15 protein-coding genes are annotated in these 19802 nt (G+C 72.9%); 7 read left to right on the forward strand and 8 right to left on the reverse strand.

Features of this window, described 5'->3' with window-relative positions; all coding sequences use genetic code 11:
• The first annotated feature begins 451 nt into the window (after nt 1-451).
• The gene (locus tag B1H29_RS08910; protein WP_055419725.1) at nt 452-1474 is read left to right on the forward strand and encodes a LacI family DNA-binding transcriptional regulator; all 1023 of its coding nucleotides are present in this window, start codon (nt 452-454) and stop codon (nt 1472-1474) included.
• Between the two features lie 197 nt (nt 1475-1671).
• Here B1H29_RS08910 and B1H29_RS08915 read toward each other — a convergent pair whose 3' ends face one another.
• Nucleotides 1672-4446, reverse strand: coding sequence for a glycosyl hydrolase (locus B1H29_RS08915; protein ID WP_055419726.1), 2775 nt, complete (start codon nt 4444-4446; stop codon nt 1672-1674).
• Nucleotides 4447-5535: 1089 nt separating this feature from the next.
• On the opposite strand from B1H29_RS08915, the gene B1H29_RS08930 reads away from it, so the two are divergent.
• The gene (locus B1H29_RS08930; RefSeq protein ID WP_167392593.1) at nt 5536-6402 is read left to right on the forward strand and encodes a DUF2637 domain-containing protein; all 867 of its coding nucleotides are present in this window, start codon (nt 5536-5538) and stop codon (nt 6400-6402) included.
• Between the two features lie 481 nt (nt 6403-6883).
• On the opposite strand, the gene B1H29_RS08935 is transcribed toward B1H29_RS08930, so the two are convergent.
• Nucleotides 6884-7366, reverse strand: coding sequence for a DUF6299 family protein (locus B1H29_RS08935; protein WP_055419729.1), 483 nt, complete (start codon nt 7364-7366; stop codon nt 6884-6886).
• A 238-nt stretch (nt 7367-7604) separates the two neighbouring features.
• Here B1H29_RS08935 and B1H29_RS08940 point away from each other — a divergent pair, with 238 nt between their 5' ends.
• A complete protein-coding gene (locus tag B1H29_RS08940; RefSeq protein ID WP_055419730.1) occupies nt 7605-7814 on the forward strand; it encodes a DUF5999 family protein in 210 nt (69 codons plus the stop codon).
• An 18-nt stretch (nt 7815-7832) separates the two neighbouring features.
• On the opposite strand, the gene B1H29_RS08945 is transcribed toward B1H29_RS08940, so the two are convergent.
• The 3 genes from B1H29_RS08945 to B1H29_RS08955 form a co-directional block, all read right to left on the reverse strand.
• Nucleotides 7833-8660 (reverse strand): alpha/beta fold hydrolase, encoded by an 828-nt coding sequence (locus tag B1H29_RS08945; protein WP_055419731.1) that lies wholly within the window; start codon nt 8658-8660, stop codon nt 7833-7835.
• Nucleotides 8661-8796: 136 nt separating this feature from the next.
• Entirely contained in the window at nt 8797-9195 is a 399-nt protein-coding gene (locus tag B1H29_RS08950; RefSeq protein WP_055419732.1) for a RidA family protein, read from the reverse strand.
• Nucleotides 9192-10622: an acyl-CoA dehydrogenase family protein gene (locus tag B1H29_RS08955; RefSeq protein WP_055419733.1), complete on the reverse strand. Its 1431-nt coding sequence runs from the start codon at nt 10620-10622 to the stop codon at nt 9192-9194. The genes B1H29_RS08950 and B1H29_RS08955 overlap by 4 nt, the downstream gene beginning before the upstream one ends.
• A gap of 64 nt (nt 10623-10686) precedes the next feature.
• On the opposite strand from B1H29_RS08955, the gene B1H29_RS08960 reads away from it, so the two are divergent.
• The 3 genes from B1H29_RS08960 (at nt 10687) to B1H29_RS08970 (ending at nt 14258) form a co-directional block, all read left to right on the forward strand.
• Nucleotides 10687-12408 carry an AMP-binding protein gene (locus B1H29_RS08960; protein ID WP_409350921.1) on the forward strand — a complete coding sequence of 574 codons (1722 nt, stop codon included), beginning with the start codon at nt 10687-10689 and terminating at the stop codon, nt 12406-12408.
• 15 nt (nt 12409-12423) lie between these two features.
• Nucleotides 12424-13272, forward strand: a complete 849-nt coding sequence (locus B1H29_RS08965; RefSeq protein WP_055419735.1) for a PaaX family transcriptional regulator — start codon at nt 12424-12426, stop codon at nt 13270-13272.
• 83 nt (nt 13273-13355) lie between these two features.
• Nucleotides 13356-14258 carry a sulfotransferase family protein gene (locus tag B1H29_RS08970; RefSeq protein ID WP_055419736.1) on the forward strand — a complete coding sequence of 301 codons (903 nt, stop codon included), beginning with the start codon at nt 13356-13358 and terminating at the stop codon, nt 14256-14258.
• Here the strand turns inward: B1H29_RS08970 and B1H29_RS08975 are convergent.
• Nucleotides 14246-16687, reverse strand: a complete 2442-nt coding sequence (locus B1H29_RS08975; RefSeq protein ID WP_055419737.1) for a bifunctional salicylyl-CoA 5-hydroxylase/oxidoreductase — start codon at nt 16685-16687, stop codon at nt 14246-14248. The two genes, B1H29_RS08970 and B1H29_RS08975, sit on opposite strands and share 13 nt — an antisense overlap.
• Nucleotides 16672-17499 carry an enoyl-CoA hydratase family protein gene (locus tag B1H29_RS08980; protein WP_055419738.1) on the reverse strand — a complete coding sequence of 276 codons (828 nt, stop codon included), beginning with the start codon at nt 17497-17499 and terminating at the stop codon, nt 16672-16674. Before B1H29_RS08980 ends, B1H29_RS08975 begins: the two co-directional genes overlap by 16 nt.
• A 266-nt stretch (nt 17500-17765) precedes the next feature.
• On the opposite strand from B1H29_RS08980, the gene B1H29_RS08985 reads away from it, so the two are divergent.
• Nucleotides 17766-18251, forward strand: coding sequence for an ATP-binding protein (locus tag B1H29_RS08985; RefSeq protein ID WP_079160111.1), 486 nt, complete (start codon nt 17766-17768; stop codon nt 18249-18251).
• Here B1H29_RS08985 and B1H29_RS08990 read toward each other — a convergent pair.
• Nucleotides 18208-19656: an amino acid permease gene (locus B1H29_RS08990; protein ID WP_055419740.1), complete on the reverse strand. Its 1449-nt coding sequence runs from the start codon at nt 19654-19656 to the stop codon at nt 18208-18210. The two genes, B1H29_RS08985 and B1H29_RS08990, sit on opposite strands and share 44 nt — an antisense overlap.
• Nucleotides 19657-19802 lie beyond the last annotated feature (146 nt).

A 19802-nucleotide genomic window follows, 5' to 3' on the forward strand; every position in this document is an offset into this window, starting at 1 on the left:
ACCGCCCCTCAGGCACCCCTGGTGCTTCGCGGTTCTCGGGTGCGCGTCGTACGGGAACCGGTGTGCGTCGTGTGACTCGTTGAGATGCCGCCGGTCAGTGAGGTTCCCCCGTGGTCCGGGACACTCGATGAACCTCTTTCATCCTGGCCCGCGGGGGTGAATCGCCTGTGAACGGGGCCTTGTTGGTTCCGGCCCTTCCATGCTCGACGTCCCGTACCGGCTCGTCGAGCATGTCTCCCGGGTCATTCACACCTGGGCCGTGCGGATGGACCGGATCCTCATCCAGCGGCGCGTGGCCGGTCGCCGGCCGCCCGCCGGGCGCCCCGCGTCCGCACGAGGGCCGTCGTGGAAGCGCTCTCAGACGCCGTCGCCTGCGTCTATCGTGGGGCACACGGATTCGCGGCAGAACAGTCGTCATCCATCGAAGACGCGCACAGAAGGAGCGCCCGCCGTGCCGGAGCAGACCGTGAGGGCTCGTCCCACGCTGGAAGCCGTCGCGGCGCGCGCCGGTGTCTCCCGTGCGACGGCCTCGCGGGTCGTCAACGGGGGCGCGGGAGTGCGGCCCGCGCTGGCCGACAAGGTGCGCCGGGCGGTCGAGGAACTGGACTACGTGCCCAATCACGCGGCCCGCACCCTGGTCACCCGGCGTAACGGTGCGGTGGCGGTGATCATCGCGGAGCCCGAGTTCCGGGTGTTCGCCGATCCGTTCTTCGAGCAGCAGGTACGGGGGATCAGCCGGGAGCTGACCGCGCACGACATGCAACTGGTGCTGCTGTGGGCGGAGGGCTCCGGCGACCACGAGCGGATCGCACGGTATCTGGGGGGCGGGCACGTCGACGGCGCGCTCGCGTTCTCCCTCCACGACGACCGGCTGCCGTCCCTGATCGCCCGGACCGGGGTGCCGGCGGTGCTCGGGGGGCGTCCGGCCGGGAGCGAGCACCTGGGCATTCCCCTCGTGGACTGCGACAACCGCGGCGGCGCCCGGGACGCTGTACGCCATCTGGTGCGCCTGGGCCGCAGCCGCATCGCGCACATCTCGGGCCCGCGCGACCAGACCTCGGCGATGGACCGGATCCACGGCTACCGCGATGTCCTGGTCGACGCCGATCCACGGCTGCTGTGCGAGGGCGACTTCACCGAGGAGGGCGGAGCCCGCGCGATGGGCGAGCTTCTGGACCGGTGCCCCGGGATCGACGCGGTCTTCGCGTCCAACGACACGATGGCCCTGGGCGCGCTGCGCACGCTGCGCGAGCGCGGGGCGCGGGTGCCCGAGGACGTCGCGGTGGTCGGCTTCGACGACATGTCCTCCGTGGTCGGGGCCGCGGAGCCGGCGCTCACCACGGTCCGCCAGGACATCGAGGGCATGGGCCGGATCATGGTCAAGCTGCTGATGCGTCTGCTCGACGCGCCCGGCGATGAGGTGCCCGCTTCCGTGATCACCCGGACGACACTGGTCCACCGGGCCTCGGCCTGACCGGGCCCACCGCTGACCGGCGCTCAGTACTGCCGGGCGCCCGCCGCTGGCCGGCGCTCAGTACTGACCGGCGCCCACCGCTGAGAGGCCTCCCGCCCGGCCGGCCGCACCTCCGCGGCGCACGAGGAACGGGGCGGCGGGCACGGGGCCGGAGCCCCACGCCCGCCGCCGTCATCCGCCGGAGGCCGCCGCCCGCGTCACTCGTAGGGAATGACCACGACGGACGTGTCGCCGCCGGTGCGCAGCAGCGCGCTCCCGTTGCCGATGGCGCTCCAGACCTCCAGCCGCACCGTTCCCCCGCTCAGGTTTCCGAGGGTGCCTGTCGCGGCCTTCAGGCCACGGGTCTGGTTGTACTCCTCCCAGCCCGTGACCGGGTCGGTGGCGAAGTACTGGTAGGTCTCGGTCCGGTCGAAGGTGCCGTCGCCGGTGAGGTCGTAGCTGATGCGGGCCTGCTGGCCGAGGCCGACCGCGGTGCCGGCGTCCACCGGGAGACGGAACGTGGTGGACGCGCCCGCCTTGAGGGTGGCGTTGACACCCTCGGCTTCGTAGACGAGCGGCTTGTTCGGGGTGCCGTCGTGGTTGCGGCCCTCGGCCGAGGGGATGGTGTCGCTGACGGCCGTGCCGCCGGTGGCCGTGGTGAGGGCGCCGCCGGAGCGGAGCCGGAAGGTGTTCCCGGTGGAGGGGCCGGGGTCCTCGCCGCCGTTGTCGGTGCCGGTCCCGGTCGCGGTGGAACGCGCGGGCACGGTGAGCTTCTTGCCGTCGGAGAAGGTGACCGTGCGGGCCGTGGAACCGTGGTTGTGGGCGGCGTAGGTGCGGGTGCCGTTCTTGCTGAACACCGCGGAGGTGGGCAGGTCGCCGGTCACCGAGGGGTCGGGGGCACCGAGCGCGTCCAGGGTGGTGATCCAGTGGTACGTGTGCGCCTTGGACTCGCCCTGCTCCGGGGTGTATCCGGCGTGTCCCGCGTCCCACTTCGCCTTGGCGGAGGCCGGGTCGGCCAGCGACTGGAACTCCCAGAGGATGTCGCGCCATTCCACGGCGGGCCCGCCGTTCTCGCGCTCCATCTCCGCGATGTTGCGCCGGATCGCGTCCTTGTGTCCGGCCAGGTGCGGGGAACCGCCCGCGGTCACGGGCAGGACGTTGATGCCGTGGATCTCCTCCGGATTGGCGGTCCACCAGGTGGCGTACGCCCCGCCGCTGCCCCACACCATGCCGACCGTGTCGTGGGTGAACGAGCCGGGGAAGACCTGCTGGTCGGCGTCGAACCAGTACTGGGCGATCGCCTCGCCCTCGGTGGCGAGCAGGTAGCTGCCGAGGTCGCGCAGCTCGGTGTTGCCGGTGGCCGAGCCCCAGAGCACCAGCGCCGCACTGAGGTTCGTGGACTCCGAGGAGGACTCCTGGTTGTTGCCGGCGGCGAAGCCCTGGTGGCCGGAGGCCCAACTGTGCCCGGCGTAGACGTCGAAGCCCCGCAGGAAGGGGAAGGCGCCGTCGGTGCGGCTCGGGTTGGCGGTGTCGCGGATCAGGGCCTTGACCATGCCGCCCCAGGCGGAGTCCGCGGCCCAGGAGGCGTCGTACTGGGCGACGATCGCGGCGGCGTACACGTAGTAGCCGTAGTGGAAGTGGTGGTCGTTGAGCTCGGCGTCGCTGCCGTAGGAGGCGGGGTAGCCGATGAGGGTCTTCCAGTCCTTGTCGTACGAGAACTCGCTCGCCCCGCCCGCGGTGAACCACTCCTGCAGCCGGCCCTTGAGCAGGCCGACGAGCTTGTCGCGGACCGCGGTCTCACCGATCTGGTCGGCCAGTGGCACCAACTGGGCGAGCTTGCCCAGCGCCTTGCCGGTCCAGTAGGTGTCCGAGGCCCCGGAGAACGGGTCGGAGGAGTCGGCGACCTCGGACAGGTAGCCGCGCAGCCGGGACGTGTCGACCGCGCCGGTCTTCGGCAGCGCGGGCAGCACCGGTGCGGCCTTCTGACGGGTGGTGAAGGAGGTGCCCTCCCGGACCTTCATGGTGCCGCGGGGAGAGACGTAGGTGTACGGCGTGAGGGCGTCGGTGGTGTGCAGCCACTGGTGCCGGTAGAGGGCCTGGAGGGTGCCGCGTTCGGTGCCCTCCTTGGCCTCGGTGGTGAGCTTGTACGTGGCGCCGACCGTGCCGCCGGACGCGCTCCAGTCGACCTGCGATCCGGTGACGAAGCTGAACGCGTACTTGCGGAAGGTCGCGAGCGCGTCGGTGGAGGGCAGTACGGCGAGGGAGAAGTAGTCCTTGCCGCCGAGGCCGGCGTTGATCGTGGTGCCGGAGATGTTCCAGTCGCTGCCGGTCGGCGCGAACAGGGCGTAGTGGTGTCCGCCGACCGTGATGCCGACGACGTTGCCCTGGTCGGAGAAGACGGCCGGCGTGGCCGCGGTGGTGATCTGGGCGTTGCCGCCGGAGCCCTGGGCGTAGACGAAGGGCATGCCGTGGCCGATGGTGGTCCGCAGGGTGCGGGAGCCGTCGGACCAGTACGGGGTGACCGTCCAGTCCGACCAGGCGTCGGCCTTGGTGTCGGGCGAGTTGAGCCCGCTCAGGCCGAGGGTGAGGTCGCGCTTGTGCGCGTACTCGTACTGGCGGCCCTCGCCCACGACGGCGGGGCTGGTCGGGTAGCCGACCTCCAGACCGCCGGAGACGGCCTGGTACGTGAGCGGGTGGCCGTACATGGGCGTGGAGTACGGGTTGTCGCCGTAACGCTGGAAGGCGAGGGAGGACCACCAGTCGTTGGTGGGTACGGGTCTGCCCTTGGCGGCCTGCGTGACCTTCGGGGTGACCGGCGCACCGGTGTTGGTCGTGGGGCCGGTCGTGCCCGCCGGCCGGGTGTCGGAGTAACTCCCGGCTCCTACGGGGACGGTGGCGGCCGCCGCCGGGGACGCGGCCGGGCCGAGGCCCACGGCCGCCAGCGCGGCGGCCAGGACCACCGCGGCGGCCGGCCGTGATCGGGGAGTTGGCATGGGGTGCACCTCGTGTCGTCGAGAGGGACGGGCTCGTCAGCGGCGGCCGCGACAACCGGGGGTGGAGTGACCTGGGAGTGGCGGCGGAACCGTTGCGGGGAGAGTGGGGGAGCCCGGCTGAGAGCGCTCTCAGGTGGCGGAAAAGTATGACTTCTGAAATCGGATGTCAATACATCGCGCAGGGCAGGGCAGTTGTACAGCCGAATGAGGGGTATCTCGCTGTTTTGCCCTCGTCATCTCTTCAAGTCTCGACGGGACGAACGCGGCGCGGGCACGCTCCCGCCATGCCCGGGAGCGCTTCCCTGAGGGCGCTCTCAGGGCAGCGCTCTCACCATCTCGGCATACCGTCGCCGCGTGCTCGGGCACTACGTGCCGGCGGGGACGGCGTCGGTGTACGCGGCTGCTGAGCGCCGGCCGCTCCACCGCCACGGCTCCCGCCCGCTCAGTGACCGCTCACTGTCCGCGCGCCTCCCGATTGGGCGGGCGAACAGATCCACGTCCGGGATTCGGCGAGGCGCTGCGCGAGGCCGGTCCGGCGGCGCAGGTGTTCTCGCCGCTGATTCTCGGGCGGGCGCTCGACAGTGGCGGCGTCCTGGTCGCGGCCCTGACCTGCGTCCTCTTCCTCACCGGCCACCGCGCCGGTCCGCACCACCGGTCGGACCCGATGGCGCATCCCCCGGCCGACCCGGCATCATTTGACGTTTTTCGTACAGTTCCTCCGCCATCCGGTGTGAATTCGGGACGGGGTAAGAATCGCATAAATCGTTCACTCGACTGCCGCGCATCCGACGGAGTAGGCAGACGTTACTTCGGATATGACCGAGGAATACGGGGAATTGGTGACGCTTGGGCCGTACATCTACAGGCCCGGCAGGAATCACTGTCCGTCACCGAGTGACGGAACTCTGACCAGAGGCGGGCTCCCCGTCCCACTCCGGGTGACCGAGCCGGTGCTCCAGCGCTTCCTGGAGGTCATGACCGAACTGGAGACCGGCCTCGCCGCACGGTGGGGGCGCTCTCAGGGGTCTCTGACGTGCAACCGGGCGGAGTGACCCGGGCGTCGTGTACGAGGAACAGACCCACCAGCATCTGCCCTACGGCGAAGGCTCGTTCCCTTCCGCGGGCGGCACCGGCCGCCACCGGGCGCCCGAGGACGCCTTTCAGCAGCACCTCCAGGAGACCCTGGTCCCGCCGGAACCCGGCTGGGACCCGGCCGAAGAGCTCGCGTTCCTCCTCCAGGACGCGATGGAACAGCAGACCGGCGTCGTTCCCGGGGCGACGGACACGTCGGCGATCGCCCCCGTGCCGGGTACGCCGCTGAGCAATCTGCAGGAAATCACAGCGGAACTGCCGCCGTTGAGGGAATCCCCCGCCAGTCACCGCAGGGTCCGCAAACCGAAGGTGAGCCGGCTGCGCGCCGCCAGCCTGTTCATCGCGGCGCTCGCCGCGGTCATCGCGGCCTCCGTGAGCCTGTTCGGGGGCATGGTGGCCTACGAACCGCTGCGCCTGGCAGCCGCGACCCGCACCCGCGACAGCGTGGTGTCCTGGTGGCCGCTGCTGGTGTACGGGCCCTGGCTGGTGGCGTCGCTGGCCGTCCTGCGGTCCGCGCTGCACCAGCGCCGCGCGGTCCACTCCTGGGCCGTGGTCCTGCTGTTCTCCGCCATCGCGATGCTGCTGTGCATCGCCCAGGCGCCCAGAACACTCAGCGACGGTGCGGCCGCGGCCCTGCCGGGGCTGGCGTCGCTGGTCTGCTTCCAGCAGATCGTCCGCCAGATCACGCTCACCCGTCCACCCCGGCGAGCGGTGCCGCGCCACCGCCAGCGCCGCCCGTCCGCGCCGGAGCCCGGCGACGAGGCGGGGAGCACCGCGGCCCCCGATCCGCTGTCCCTGCCGCACCAGCGGCGGCGTCCCCCGCACGCCCCGCGGTCCGGCGCCGGTCCCCGCGGGCGGTCCTGAGCGGGGACGACCGCGGACGCCGCTATTCGGTGGCCCCATGGGCGTGCCCGTTGTAGATGTAACGCTGCGGGACTCCGAGGGCATTCGGAGGAACGGAATGTAGTGATGATTTTCCGGTAGCCGGTGAAGGGAATTGGCGCCGTCGATCCGAGCGGCCTCGTCCGACGGCCTGTGGATGCCTCGGATGAAGTGCGGGAAGATGTGGATCGACACGATGTCGGTGCCTGTGCAGAGCGGGGCGTGGCACGCCATTTCGCCCTTCGAGGTGATCGCGGGTCAGGACGCCGTGTCGCGCCCGGTGGCCACGCCCACCCTGGTCCCCCGAACCTCGACGGCGCCCCCCGGACCGTAACCTTGCTGTCCTCCGTCTCTGGCCCCGAGCCCGGAATTGGAGCGTCTGTCCCGGCGACACGCCGTCCGCGCGCCCTTCTGCCGGGACAAGCGCTCCAATCGTGGCTCTCCAGGGGTCCCTACAGGTGGGTCAGGCCTCCGTGAGGGTCACGTTCTGGGCGTGGATCGCGTGGAAGGCGGGGAGCGGCAGGCCGCCGATGGGCCGCAGTTCCATCAGGGTCGCCTCCACGCGGGCCGCGCCGGGCTTCAGGTCGTTCGCGGAGGACTTGCCCGTGTTGACCCAGCGGTGCTCCAGGCCGTCGCAGACCGCCCAGGTGCCGCCGATCCCGTACTCGACGGACGAGTCGCCCTGGCTCACGGAGGAGCTGACGAAGACGGCGCCGACTGCGGCGGTGCACCGGTAGGTGCCGGAGAGGGTGACGGTGCCGTCCGCGGCGAGGCGGCCGGTCGAGTCGACCGTCACCGACTCCGTGATGTGGCGGGCGTCGTGGGGGGCAGCCGAGGCGGCGGGGGCGGACAGCAGGAGCAGGGCGGCGCCGGCGGCGGCTGCGGCTGCGGCTTTGACCGCGGCTGTGGCTGTGACTCTGGTGCGGGTCGCGGAGCGTACGGGCATGGGGGCCTCCCGGTCGGTCGGAATGGGGGTTCCACTGGTACCGGACGGAGGGGCCGGCGGCGGTGACCGTCACCCCTTCGGTGGCGAGTCCGCCTCGGCCGTCGTGGAACCGTCGCCGGGTTGTCCGGGTGTTGTCACGCTTGCCGCCCGGGCCTTGGCGATGACTTCCCGCCGGGCGCACGGTCGGTACATGCGACGGTCCCGACGACGGGACGGCCTCCCGACGTGGAGGTGCGCCATGTGTGCCCACCGGCCTTCCTGCCCCGCAGCCGGCTCGCCCGCCGCGCGGGTCGTGACCGTGCACGTCGTCGCCGCCCACCCCGAGCAGGGGTGGCACCTGCTGTGCGACGGCACGATCGTCTTCGACGACACCGGCGAGCTGCGGCCCGACGGCCGTGTCGTCGCGCCGCACCGGGTGCCCGCGGGGCGCCTGGCGATCGCGGTCTGACCGCCCGCCGGGCGGCGCTCAGCGCTTCTCGGCGATGAACTCCCGCAGCAGGGAGGCGAGCAGCTCCGGCTGGTCCTCGGCGATCAGTGTCCGGGTGTCCTCGACCTCCACCAGCCGCCCCTGCGGCAGGAGTTCGGCCAGGCGGCGGCCGTGGGCGCGGGGCATCATCAGGTCCTCGGTCGCCCAGACGACGAGCGCGGGCCGGTCGAACCCGCGCAACCCCTCGGCGGCCTCGAGCAGTTCACCGCGGCGGACGTGCGTACCGTAGTGCCTGAAGTCGCGCCGGATAGCCGGGTCGGTACGCAGCGGGCGCAGCCAGCCGTCCACGACCGCGTCCGGCACGGGCCGCTTGGTGAGCGCGCCGATGCCGACGGGCAGGCGGCGCAGCGGTTTCAACCCCAGGGTGCGGACCAGCAGGGACACGCCGCCGGGCACCCGGCAGGCGGCGCCGATCATCTTGCCGGGCAGGCCCGGCGGGTAGTTGTCGAAGGCCTCGCACGCGACGAGCGCCAGCCGCGCGAGGCGCTCGGGGTGCCTGGCCGCCACCGTCTGGGCCCGTCCGCAGTCGCTTTCGACCAGGGTGACGTCGGTCAGGTCCAGGCGGTCGAGGAACTCCGCGATCAGTTCGTTGACCAGGTCCGGCGTGGGCGGCCGGGACATGGGCCGGCGGTGGGCGCCGTAGGGCAGGGTCGGCGCGATCACCCGGTGGTCGGTGCGCAGGTCGGCGAGGACCTTGCGCCAGACGGTCGCGTCGTGCACGAGGCCGTGGAGGAGGACGACGATCGGGCCGTCGCCGCCGGTGTCGTCGTACTCGACGGTTCCCGCGGTCAGTTGGATGTCCGGCATGGCGGAACTCTAGGGCGAGCACGGGACGTACGGCAGGAGGGACCGCAGCGCCGGCGGCACGGCGGCAGGGCTTGCGGCGCGGCAGGGCTTGCGGCGCGGCAGGGCTTGCGGCGCGGCAGGGCTTGCGGCAGTGCGGCTATGGCAGTACGGCGAATCCGTCGAGTTCCACCAGGGCCCGTTCGTCCCACAGGCGTACGACCTCCACGACCGCCATCGCCGGATAGTCGCGGCCGGCCAGCTCGCGCCAGGTGCGGCCGAGTTCGGCGGCGTGGGTGCGGTAGGCGGCGACGTCCGTGGCGTAGACGGTGACGCGGGCGAGGTCGGCGGGGGTGCCGCCGGCGGCGCGCAGGGCGGTCAGGAGGTTGGTGAGGGCCGTCTGGAACTGGGCGGGGAGGGTGTCGCCGGTGACCTCGCCGTCGGTGTCGAGGGCGGTCTGGCCGGCCAGGAACACGACGCGGGTGCCGGTGGCGACGACGGCGTGGGAGAAGCCGGTGGGCGGGGAGAGTTCGGGCGGGTTCACCCGTTCGGCGGTCATGCGCCGGCCTCCTCGGTAGTCGCGTCCAGGGTTCGGTACAGCTCCTTGGCGATGATGCCGCGTTGCACCTCGCTCGCGCCCTCGTAGACGCGGGGGGCGCGCACCTCGCGGTAGAGGTGTTCGAGCAGGTGGCCGCGGCGCAGTGCGCGGGCGCCGTGCAGTTGGACGGCCTTGTCGACGACGTACTGGGCGGTCTCGGTGGCGAGGAGCTTCGCCATCGCGGCGCGTCGCGGGACGTCCGGCGCGCTGTCGTCGTACGCCGTCGCCGCCGCGTACACCATGAGGCGGGCCGCCTCGGTGCGCAGGGCCATCTCGGCGACCTGGTGGGAGACGGTCTGGAGGTCGCGCAGTCGGCCGCCGAAGGCACCACGGTCGGTGGTGTGCGCCAGGGCGGCGTCCAGGGCGGCCTGCGCCATGCCGACGGCGAAGGCGCCGACGCTGGGGCGGAACAGGTTGAGGGTGTCCATGGCGACCCGGAAGCCGCGGTCCGGCTCGCCGAGCACGTCGTCCTCGGTGACCGGCACGGCGTCGAAGGCGAGGGCGCCGATGGGGTGCGGGGAGAGCATGTCGAGGTGGGTGCCGGTGAGGCCGGGACGGTCGGCGGGGACGAGGAAGGCGGTGACGCCGCGGGCACCGGCGCCAGGGGTGGTGCGGGCGAAGACGGTGTAGAAGTCGGCCTCGGGGGCGTTGGAGATCCAGCACTTCTCACCGGTGAGCCGCCAGCCGGAGCGGCCGTCGCGGTCGGCGGCCACGGGGATCGGGGCAGGGCCGCGGCCGCCCCGCGTGCGCGCCTCCCCGGGGGGTGATCCGGCGACGGTCCACGCCGCGTCCGCCGCCGACGCGCCCGCCTCCGCACCGGACCCCGCATCGCCCCGCCCGGCGGGCCGCCCGGCGTCCGGGACCGGCGGATCCACCTCCGCGCGGTGGCCGGCGGCGGCGCGCGTGGTGTCGTCCGGGGAGGGCGGGCGTTGCCGGCCGGGGGACCCGGTGGCGGGTCGTCCCGGGCCTGAACGCCCCGCGTCCGGTTCCGCCCTGAGCCTCAGCGCCGCCGCGTCCGAGCCGGCGTCGGGCTCGCTGAGGGCGAAGGCGGCCACCGCGCTGCCGTCGCTCACGCGGGGCAGCCAGCGGGCGCGCTGGGCCTCGGTGCCGTGGGCGTGCACCGGGTGGGCGCCGAGGCCCTGGAGGGCGAGGGCGGTCTCGGCCTCGGTGCAGGCGTGGGCGAGGGACTCGCGCATCAGGCACAGGTCGAGCGCGCCCGAGGTGAACAGGCGGGGCAGCAGGCCGAGGGTGCCGAGTTCGGTGAGCAGGGCGCGGTTCACGCGGCCCGGTTCGCCCTTCTCGGCCAGCGGGCGCAGCCGTCCGGCGGCCAGGGCGCGCAGCTCCGCGCACCAAGCGAGTTGTGACGGTTCGAGCGAGAATGCGGTCATCGCCGGTCCCTTCCCCTGCTCCCCCGCCCACTGGGCCACGCCCGAGGTTATCGCGCACCGTTGACTGTCGTCACCAACACGATACGCTCCTTGCGCGAGCCCACCACGACAAAGGGGGCGAACCGCCATGGCAGATCCGCACCGCGCAGATCCGCACCGCTCGGCCCACGTCGACACCTTCGCGCGCGAGCACCTGCCGCCCCCGGACCAGTGGCCCGAGCTCCTCTTCGACCTGCCGCAACTGCGCTACCCCGAGCGGCTGAACTGCGCCGCCGAGCTGCTCGCCGGCCCGCCCGACGACCGCCCGGTCTTCCGCACCGCGTCCGGTGACCGCTGGACCTACGGCGGGCTGCGGGACCGCGTCGACCGGCTCGCCCACCTCCTCACCGGCGACCTCGGTGTGGTCCCGGGCAACCGGGTGCTGCTGCGCGGCCCCACCACCCCGTGGCTGGCCGCCTGCTGGCTGGCGGTGCTGAAGGCGGGCGCGGTGGCGGTGACCGTGCTGGCCCAGCAGCGCCCGCACGAACTGCGCGTCATCTGCGAGATCGCCCGGGTGGGGCACGCCCTGTGCGACGTCCGGGCCGTCGACGACCTCGCCGAGGCGGAGGTCCCCGGGCTGCGGATCACCACCTACGGCGGGGACGCGGCCGGCGACCTGCTCACCCGTACGCAGGCCGGCACCGCGCCGGACCGGCCGTACCAGGCCGTGGACACCGCGGCCGACGACGTGGCGCTGATCGCCTTCACCTCGGGGACCACCGGGCGGCCCAAGGGCTGCATGCACTTCCACCGCGACGTGCTGGCGATCGCCGACACCTTCTCCGAGCACGTGCTCAAGCCGCGCCCCGACGACCTCTTCGCGGGCAGCCCCCCGCTCGGTTTCACCTTCGGGCTCGGCGGGCTGGTGGTCTTCCCGATGCGGGCCGGGGCGAGCGCGCTGCTCCTCGAACAGGCGGGCCCGAGGCAGCTCTTGCCCGCGGTCGCCGAGCACCGGGTGTCGGTGCTGTTCACCGCGCCGACGGCGTACCGCGCGATGCTCGACGAGCTGGACGCGTACGACGTGACGTGTCTGCGCCGCTGCGTCTCGGCGGGCGAGAACCTGCCCGCGGCCACCTGGCAAGCCTGGCACGAGCGCACCGGACTGCGCCTCATCAACGGCATCGGCGCGACCGAGCTGCTGCACATCTTCGTCTCCGCGGCCGACGACGACATCAGGCCCGGCACGACCGGCGTCCCGGTGCCGGGATGGCACGCGCGCGTACAGGACGGGAAGGGCGAGCCGGTGGCCGACGGGGAGCCCGGGCTGCTGGCGGTGCGCGGGCCGGTGGGCTGCCGGTACCTCGCCGATCCGCGGCAGCGGGAGTACGTGCGCGGCGGCTGGAACATCACCGGCGACACCTACGTCCGCGAGCCCGACGGCTACTTCCGCTACGTGGCCCGCGCCGACGACATGATCATCTCCGCCGGGTACAACATCGCCGGGCCGGAGGTGGAGGACGCGCTGCTGCGCCATCCGGACGTGGTGGAGGCGGCCGTGGTGGGCCGGCCCGACGCGCACCGCGGACAGGTCGTGGTGGCCCACGCCGTACTGAAGGAGGGCGCCGAGCGGGACGCCGACGCGTTGCGCGCGTTCCTCCGGTCCGAGCTGGCGCCGTACAAGTGCCCGCGCGAGATCGTCTTCCTGGACGCGCTGCCGCGCACGGCGACCGGCAAGCTGCAGCGCTACCGGCTCCTGGCCCCGCACCATCCCGATGCCGATCCCGATCCCCGGGGCGACCAGGCGTGATGACGACAACCTAAGATGATCAACGTGTCCGACCAGCACGCGCAGCACGCCCCGAGATCCCTGATCGTCACGCTCTACGGCGCGTACGGCCGTTTCGCGCCGGGCCCGGTGCCCGTCGCCGAGCTGATCCGGCTGCTGGCCGCGGTCGGGGTGGACGCCCCCTCCGTACGCTCGTCGGTGTCCCGGCTGAAGCGGCGCGGGCTGCTCCTGCCCGCACGCACGGCCGAGGGCGCGGCCGGTTACGAACTGTCCGACGAGGCGAGGCAGTTGCTGGAGGACGGCGATCGGCGCATCTACGCCACGACGCCCTACGCGGACGAGGGCTGGGTGCTCGCCGTGTTCTCCGTGCCCGAGTCGGAGCGGCAGAAGCGGCACGTGCTGCGCTCCCGCCTGGCCGGTCTCGGCTTCGGCAGCGCGGCCCCCGGTGTGTGGATCGCCCCGGCCCGTCTGTACGAGGAGACCCGGCACGCGCTGGGCCGCCTGGGCCTGGACACCTACGTGGACTTCTTCCGGGGTGAGCACCTGGGCTTCACGCCGACCGCCGAGGCGGCGGCCCGCTGGTGGGACCTGACCGCGATCGCCAAGGAGCACGAGGCGTTCCTCGACCGCCACGCGCGCGTGCTGCACGACTGGGAGCGCCGGGCCGACACCCCGCCCGAGGAGGCGTACCGCGACTATCTCCTCGCCCTGGACTCCTGGCGTCACCTGCCCTACACCGACCCGGGGCTGCCCGACCGCCTGCTGCCCGAGGACTGGCCGGGCACCCGCTCGGCGGCCGTCTTCCGGGCCCTGCACGAGCGGCTGCGCGACGCGGGCGCGGTCTACGCGACGCCCGGGGCACCCACGGACCGCCCAGACCCGTGACTCGCGTCACACTTCTCCGGGATCAGGGAACCCTCAGGCTTCTCAGACCCTCTGCTCAGGTTTCTCACCTACCGTGCGGACGCATGAGTCTCGCGCGCAACTTGAACCGGGCCCTCACCGTCACCACCGGCCTCCAGGTACGGAGAGCCCCCCAGGCAGCTAAGGACGCGAAGGGGAAGAGGGCCGCCCCGCCGCCGGAGCCCGCGGAGCGGCCGGCTGCCACGTACCGGTGTCCGTCGGCCGAGGAGCTGGCGACCGACCGGCTGCTGCGGCAGCCCGTCTTCATCATCTCGTCCATCCGCTCCGGTTCCACCCTGCTGCGCATGATGCTCGGCGCCCACCCGCGGCTGCACGCCCCGCACGAGCTGCACATCGGCCGCTTGGAGGTCACCTGCACCAACTGGTTCTCCGAGCGCGCGATGGGCGTCCTCGGCCTGGAGCGCGGTGATCTGGAGCATCTGCTGTGGGACCGCGTCCTGCACCGTGAACTGGTCAGGTCGGGCAAGGACTTCGTGGTCGAGAAGACTCCGGCCAACGCGTACATGTACCGACGCCTCAAGGACTGCTGGCCCGACGCCCGCTTCGTCTTCCTGCTGCGCCACCCGGAGTCGATCGCCCGTTCCTGGCACGAGAGCGATCCCGTCAAGCGGCCGTACGACAAGGCCGTCACCGACGTCCTGCGCTATATGACGGCCGTCGAGGAGGCCCGCGCGGCCGACGCCGAGGGATTCACCGTGCGCTATGAGGACGTCACCGCCGACCCCGAGCGGGAGATGCGCCGCCTGTGCGCGTTCCTCGGTGTCGACTACGCGCCGGCGATGCTGAACTACGGCAGGAAGAGTGGCCGTGAGCTGGTCCGCGGGCTCGGCGACTGGCGGGAGAACATCCGCACCGGCACCGTGCAGCCGGGGCGCGCGCTGCCGAAGGAGGACGAGGTCCCCGAGCGGTTGCGCGGGATCTGCGCGGCCTGGGGCTACACGTCCTGACGCGGGCCGCGCAGCGTGAGCCTCGGCTTGGGGGCATCGGTGCGTCCGGTCACCGGCCGGCGGCTGCCCGCCCGGTACGGTGCGGGCCACACGGCCCCCGGCCCCTCGTAGCCCTGCTCGGCGGCCGCGTGCAGCGTCCAGTGCGGGTCGTAGAGGTGGGGGCGGGCGAGTGCGCACAGGTCGGTGCGGCCCGCCAGGATCAGCGAGTTCACGTCGTCCCAGGAGGAGATCGCGCCCACGGCGATCACCGGGACGCCCGCCTCGTGCCGGACGCGGTCCGCGTACGGCGTCTGGTACGACCGCCCGAATCGAGGGCGCTCATCCGCCACGACCTGCCCCGTGGACACGTCGAGGGCGTCGGCGCCGTGCGCCGCGAAGGCGCGGGCGATCGCCACGGCCTCCTCGGGGCTCGTGCCGCCCTCGGCCCAGTCCGTGGCGGACACGCGTACGGTCATGGGCCGGTCCTCGGGCCACACGGCGCGTACGGCGTCGAAGACCTCCAGCGGGAAGCGGAGCCGCTTCTGCGGTGAGCCGCCGTAGGCGTCGGTGCGGTGGTTCGTGAGCGGGGACAGGAAGCCGGAGAGCAGGTACCCGTGGGCGCAGTGCAGTTCGAGCAGGTCGAAACCGGCCCGGGCGGCCCGGGCGGCGGCGGCCGTGAACTGCTCCCGGACGTCCGTGAGCTGCGCCCGGGACAGGGCGCGCGGGGTCTGGCCACCCGGCTTGTAGGGCAGTGCGGAGGCGGCGACGAGGGGCCAGTTGCCGTCGGGGAGCGGTTCGTCCATGCCCTCCCACATCAGCCGCGTCGAGCCCTTGCGTCCGCTGTGCCCGAGCTGCACGCCGATCGCGGTGCCGGGCGCCCGCGCGTGCACGAAGTCCGTGATCCGCTTCCACGCCTCGCCCTGCCGGCCGGTGTAGAGACCCGCGCAGCCGGGGGTGATGCGGCCCTGCTCGCTGACGCACACCATCTCGGTCATGACCAGTCCGGCGCCGCCGAGGGCCCTGGCCCCCAGGTGGACCAGGTGGAAGTCGCCGGGCACGCCGTCGGTGGCCGAGTACATGTCCATCGGGGAGACGACGACGCGGTTGCGCAGGGTCAGGCCGCGCAGCCGGAACGGGGTGAACATCGGGGGTGTGCCGGGCGGGCAGCCGAACTCGCGCTCGACGGAGCCGGTGAAACGGGCGTCGCGCAGCCGCAGGTTCTCGTGGGTGACGCGGCGGCTCCGGGTGAGCAGGTTGAAGGCGAACTGGCGGGGCGGCTGGTCCAGGTACCGGGAGAGGTCCTCGAACCACTCCAGGCTGGCCCGGGCCGCCCGCTGCGTGGAGGCGACGACGGGCCGCCGCTCCTCCTCGTAGGCGGTGAGCGCCTGCGTGAGGGTGGGCTGTTCCTCCAGGCAGGCGGCGAGCGCGAGGGCGTCCTCCACGGCCAGCTTGGTGCCGGAGCCGATGGAGAAGTGGGCGGTGTGGGCGGCGTCGCCGACGAGGACGGTGTTGCCGTGCGACCAGCGTTCGTTGACCACGGTGCGGAACGTGGTCCACGTCGACTTGTCGGGCCTCAGCGGCCGGCCGCCGAGGGCGTCCGCGAAGATCTTGGCGCAGCGGTCGACGGACTCTCCTTCGTCCATGTCGTCGAAGCCGGCCGCCCGCCAGACCTCCTCGCGCATCTCCACGATGACGGTCGACGCGGACCGGCCCTGCGGCCCGGCGGACCTGCTCGCGGAAACGTGGCCGGGTGACGGGCGGGAGTACGGGTAGCCGTGGAGCTGCATCACGCCGTGCTCGGTCTCGGCGATCTCGAAGCGGAAGGCGTCGAGGGCGAAGTCGGCGGCCAGCCAGATGTAGCGGCACCGGTGGCCGGTGAGGGTGGGCCGGAACGCGTCGCGGTAGGCCTCGCGGGTGGTGCTGTGCACTCCGTCGGCGGCGACGACGAGGTCGTGCGTCTCCGCCAGCAGGACCGGGTCCGGTGCCTCGGTGCGAAAGCGCAGCTCGACGCCGAGGGCGTGGCAGCGCTCGTGCAGGATCTCCAGGAGGCGGTGTCGGCCGAGAGCCGCGAAGCCGTGCCCTTGGGAGGTGTGGCGGGTGCCCCGGTGCACGATCGCGATGTCGTCCCAGCGGACGAAGTCCTTCTTGAGCGCCGCGTAGACGACCGCGTCGGCGTGTTCGATGCCGCCCAGGGTTTCGTCGGACAGGACGACCCCGAAGCCGAAGGTGTCGTCGGGGGCGTTGCGTTCCCAGACGGTGACCTGACGGTGGGGGTCGAGGCGTTTGAGGAGGACGGCGGCGTAGAGGCCGCCGGGGCCGCCGCCGACGACCGCCACACGCAGGGGGCGGTCTGTCTCGTGCGGCGACCGCGGGTGGTCCGTGGCCGGCCGCGCCCCGCGACCGGCACTGCCCCGCGTCCCTTTCGCCGGCACGGTCACCGCCCCCGCCATTTCGGCGGGCGCTTCTGCGTGAAGGCCGTGTGGAACTCGGCGTAGTCCTCGCCGTTCATCAGGAGGGCCTGGGTGGCGGCGTCCAGCTCCACCGCCGCCGCGAGCGGCATGTCCAGTTCGGCGGTGAGGAGGGCTTTGGTCTGGGCGTACGCCAGGGCTGGGCCGTCGGCCAGGCGGCGGGCGAGGGACCGGGCGGCCTCCTCGGCCCGGCCCTCGTCGGTCAGCTCGCTGATCAGGCCGATCCGCTCGGCCTCGGGCGCCCGCACCGGTTCGCCGAGCATCAGCAGCCGGGTGGCGTGGCCGAGTCCGACGACGCGGGGCAGCAGGTAGGCGGCGCCCATGTCGCCGCCGGACAGGCCGACGCGGGTGAAGAGGAAGGCGAAGCGGGCGGTCGGGTCGGCGACCCGGAAGTCGGCGGCCAGCGCGAGGACCGCGCCCGCGCCCGCCGCGACGCCGTGCAGCGCGGCGATCACCGGGAACGGGCACTCCCTGACGGCCCGCACCACCTGGCCCGTCATGCGGTTGAAGTCCAGCAACTGGGCGGTGTCCATGGACAGGGTCGCGCCGATGATCTCTTCGACGTCGCCCCCGGAGCAGAAGCCGCGTCCCTCGCCGGCCAGCACCAGAGCCCGTACGGACCTCGACCGGGACAGCTCGGCGAGGAGGTCGCGCAGGTCGGCGTAGGCCTCGAAGGTGAGGGCGTTGAGCTTGTCGGGCCGGGCGAGGGTGACGGTGGCGACGCCGTCGGTGAGATCGACGCGCAGGTGCCGCCAGTCGGGGGTGGGGGCGGCGGAGCCGGTGAAGGGACTCATGACGGGCGGCCTCCTAGGGCGGGCACGGCCTCACTGAGCGCTACGTCTCGCTACGTCTCGAAGCTATCACTCATCCGTGACCGTCGTCACGAGTGCGCGATACCCTGGTCCGTCGGAAGTCACCGGACGTCGATAACGCGGTAACAGCGCGAGCACCCGGGCGAGGTGCGGCGTTCACCTGGGTAGGCCGCCCCGTACCGGGGCCGAAGGTCCCGGGAGGTGCCCGTCGAACGCCTCTGCCGGGTGGCGCCGTACCATTCATAAGGTTGAAAGCAGGACAGGACGACAGCCTGCTCCGGAACGGACTCGCCGTGCACGATCATCCCCAAGCTCCCGCCTCCTGGCGCATCGCGCTGCCGCACTCCGCCGCGGCCGTGCCGGTCGCCCGTGCCCTGGTCCGTACGGCGCTGGCCGAGCTGGAGCACACGGCGGACGGCGACACCGCGGAGCTGCTCACGGCGGAGCTGGTCGCCAACGCCGTCGAGCACACCTCGGGCGGGTCGCCGATCGAGCTGGTGGTGGAGCTGATGCCGACCGGCTGCCAGGTCGAGGTGCACGACCCGGACCCGGCGCCGCCCGGTGACCTCACCCGGCCCGGTGTGGAGCCGCCCGACCCCTGGCAGGAGCACGGGCGAGGTCTGCTGCTGATCCGCGCCCTGAGCTCGTCCTGCGGTCACCGGCCCAACGGGGCGGGCAAGGCGGTCTGGTTCAGGCTCCCCGCGGTACCCGCTCAGCGTCGCCCTCCGGCGTGACCTCCGCGCCGGCCCGGGCGAGGCGGGAGTGCCGGCGCCCGTAGGCCGCGTACACCAGCAGGCCCACGACGAGGAACACCGCGAACTGGAGCCAGGTCGCCGCACCCGTCTCGTAGATCAGGTACAGGCAGAAACCGACCCCGAGCAGCGGCGTCACCGGGTAGAGCGGCACCCGGAAGGTGCGGGCGAGGCCCGGCTCGCGGCGGCGCAGCGTGATCACCGAGACGTTCACGGCGGCCATGGTGGCCAGCGTGCCGATGGTGCACAGGTTGACCACCGCGTCCAGCGGGGCGAAGGCCGCCGGGAGGGCGAAGACCACGCCGACGACGAGCGTGCCGGCGACGGGGGTCGCGGTGCGCGGCGAGACCTTCTCGAAGACGCGCGGGATCAGACCGTCGCGGGACATGGACATCAGGATGCGGGTCTGGCCGTACATCACGGCGAGCACCACCGAGGCGATGGCGACGACCGCGCCGAAGGCGACCACGCCGCCGCCGACCGTGGAGCCGGTGACCTCGTTCACGACGTACGACAGCGCGGCGGGCCGGTCGCCGACCGCGTCGCCGCCGACGGCACCGATCGCCGCGACGGCGACCGCGCAGTACAGCAGGGTGACCAGGCCGATGCAGACCAGGATCGCGATGGGGATGTCCCGGCGCGGGTTCTTGGCCTCCTCGCCGGCCGTGGTGATCGCGTCGAAGCCGATGTACGAGAAGAAGGCGGCCGTGGTGCCGGCGCCGATCCCGCCGAGGCCGGCCGGGGAGAACGGGCTGAGGTTGCCGTCCTCGAAGGCGAGGAAGCCGACGGCGCAGAAGGCGACCAGGACGGCCAGCTTGAGGACGGCCATCGCGGCCGTGGCCCGGGCGCTCTCCCGCACCCCGCGCACCAGCAGCACGCAGGCCAGGGCGATGACGATCACCGCGGGCAGGTTGACCGCGCCGCCGTCGCCGGGGCCCGCGGAGAGCGCGTGCGGCAACTGGACACCGAGGGCGCTGTCGAGCAGTTCGTTGACGTACTGGCTCCAGCCGACCGCGACCGCGGAGACGGACACGCCGTACTCCAGGAGCAGGCACCAGCCGACCAGGAAGGCGGTGCGCTCGCCGAGTCCGGCGTAGGCGAAGGAGTACGAGGAGCCGGAGACCGGGATCGCGCCGCCCAGCTCGGCGAAGGCGAACGCGGTGAAGACGCAGGTGACGGCGGCCAGCACGAAGGAGACGACGACGGCCGGGCCGGCCTCGGCGACCGAGTCGGACAGACCGACGAAGATGCCGGTGCCGACGATCGCGCCGACGCCGAAGCAGACGAGTTGGAACAGCCCCATCGTGCGCTTGAGGCCGTGGCCTTCGCGGTCGGCGCCGGATTCGGCGACGAGGAGGTGGGGGGATTTGACGCGGGAAGCGGGCATTGCGGGTGGTGCTCGTTTCTGGTGGTGCGGGGGGGCGCGACGGTGGTCGCGAACGGTGGCACCGGAAGGGGTGGCTCCGGGGCCGCCGGTCAGGATAAACGGGCCTGGTCACCGCATCGGTCCGGGCCGCCGCCCGGTCCGGGCCG

The organism is Streptomyces pactum (genome assembly GCF_002005225.1).
GTDB classification, from domain to species: domain Bacteria; phylum Actinomycetota; class Actinomycetes; order Streptomycetales; family Streptomycetaceae; genus Streptomyces; species Streptomyces pactum_A.

Coding starts and splice junctions, on each gene's coding strand:
- B1H29_RS08915 (WP_055419726.1), bottom strand. CDS start 4,446: ATGCCAACTCCCCGATCACGGCCGGCCGCCGCGGTGGTCCTGGCCGCC.
- B1H29_RS08935 (WP_055419729.1), bottom strand. CDS start 7,366: ATGCCCGTACGCTCCGCGACCCGCACCAGAGTCACAGCCACAGCCGCG.
- B1H29_RS08940 (WP_055419730.1), top strand. CDS start 7,605: ATGTGTGCCCACCGGCCTTCCTGCCCCGCAGCCGGCTCGCCCGCCGCG.
- B1H29_RS08945 (WP_055419731.1), bottom strand. CDS start 8,660: ATGCCGGACATCCAACTGACCGCGGGAACCGTCGAGTACGACGACACC.
- B1H29_RS08950 (WP_055419732.1), bottom strand. CDS start 9,195: ATGACCGCCGAACGGGTGAACCCGCCCGAACTCTCCCCGCCCACCGGC.
- B1H29_RS08955 (WP_055419733.1), bottom strand. CDS start 10,622: ATGACCGCATTCTCGCTCGAACCGTCACAACTCGCTTGGTGCGCGGAG.
- B1H29_RS08965 (WP_055419735.1), top strand. CDS start 12,424: ATGATCAACGTGTCCGACCAGCACGCGCAGCACGCCCCGAGATCCCTG.
- B1H29_RS08970 (WP_055419736.1), top strand. CDS start 13,356: ATGAGTCTCGCGCGCAACTTGAACCGGGCCCTCACCGTCACCACCGGC.
- B1H29_RS08975 (WP_055419737.1), bottom strand. CDS start 16,687: ATGGCGGGGGCGGTGACCGTGCCGGCGAAAGGGACGCGGGGCAGTGCC.
- B1H29_RS08980 (WP_055419738.1), bottom strand. CDS start 17,499: ATGAGTCCCTTCACCGGCTCCGCCGCCCCCACCCCCGACTGGCGGCAC.
- B1H29_RS08990 (WP_055419740.1), bottom strand. CDS start 19,656: ATGCCCGCTTCCCGCGTCAAATCCCCCCACCTCCTCGTCGCCGAATCC.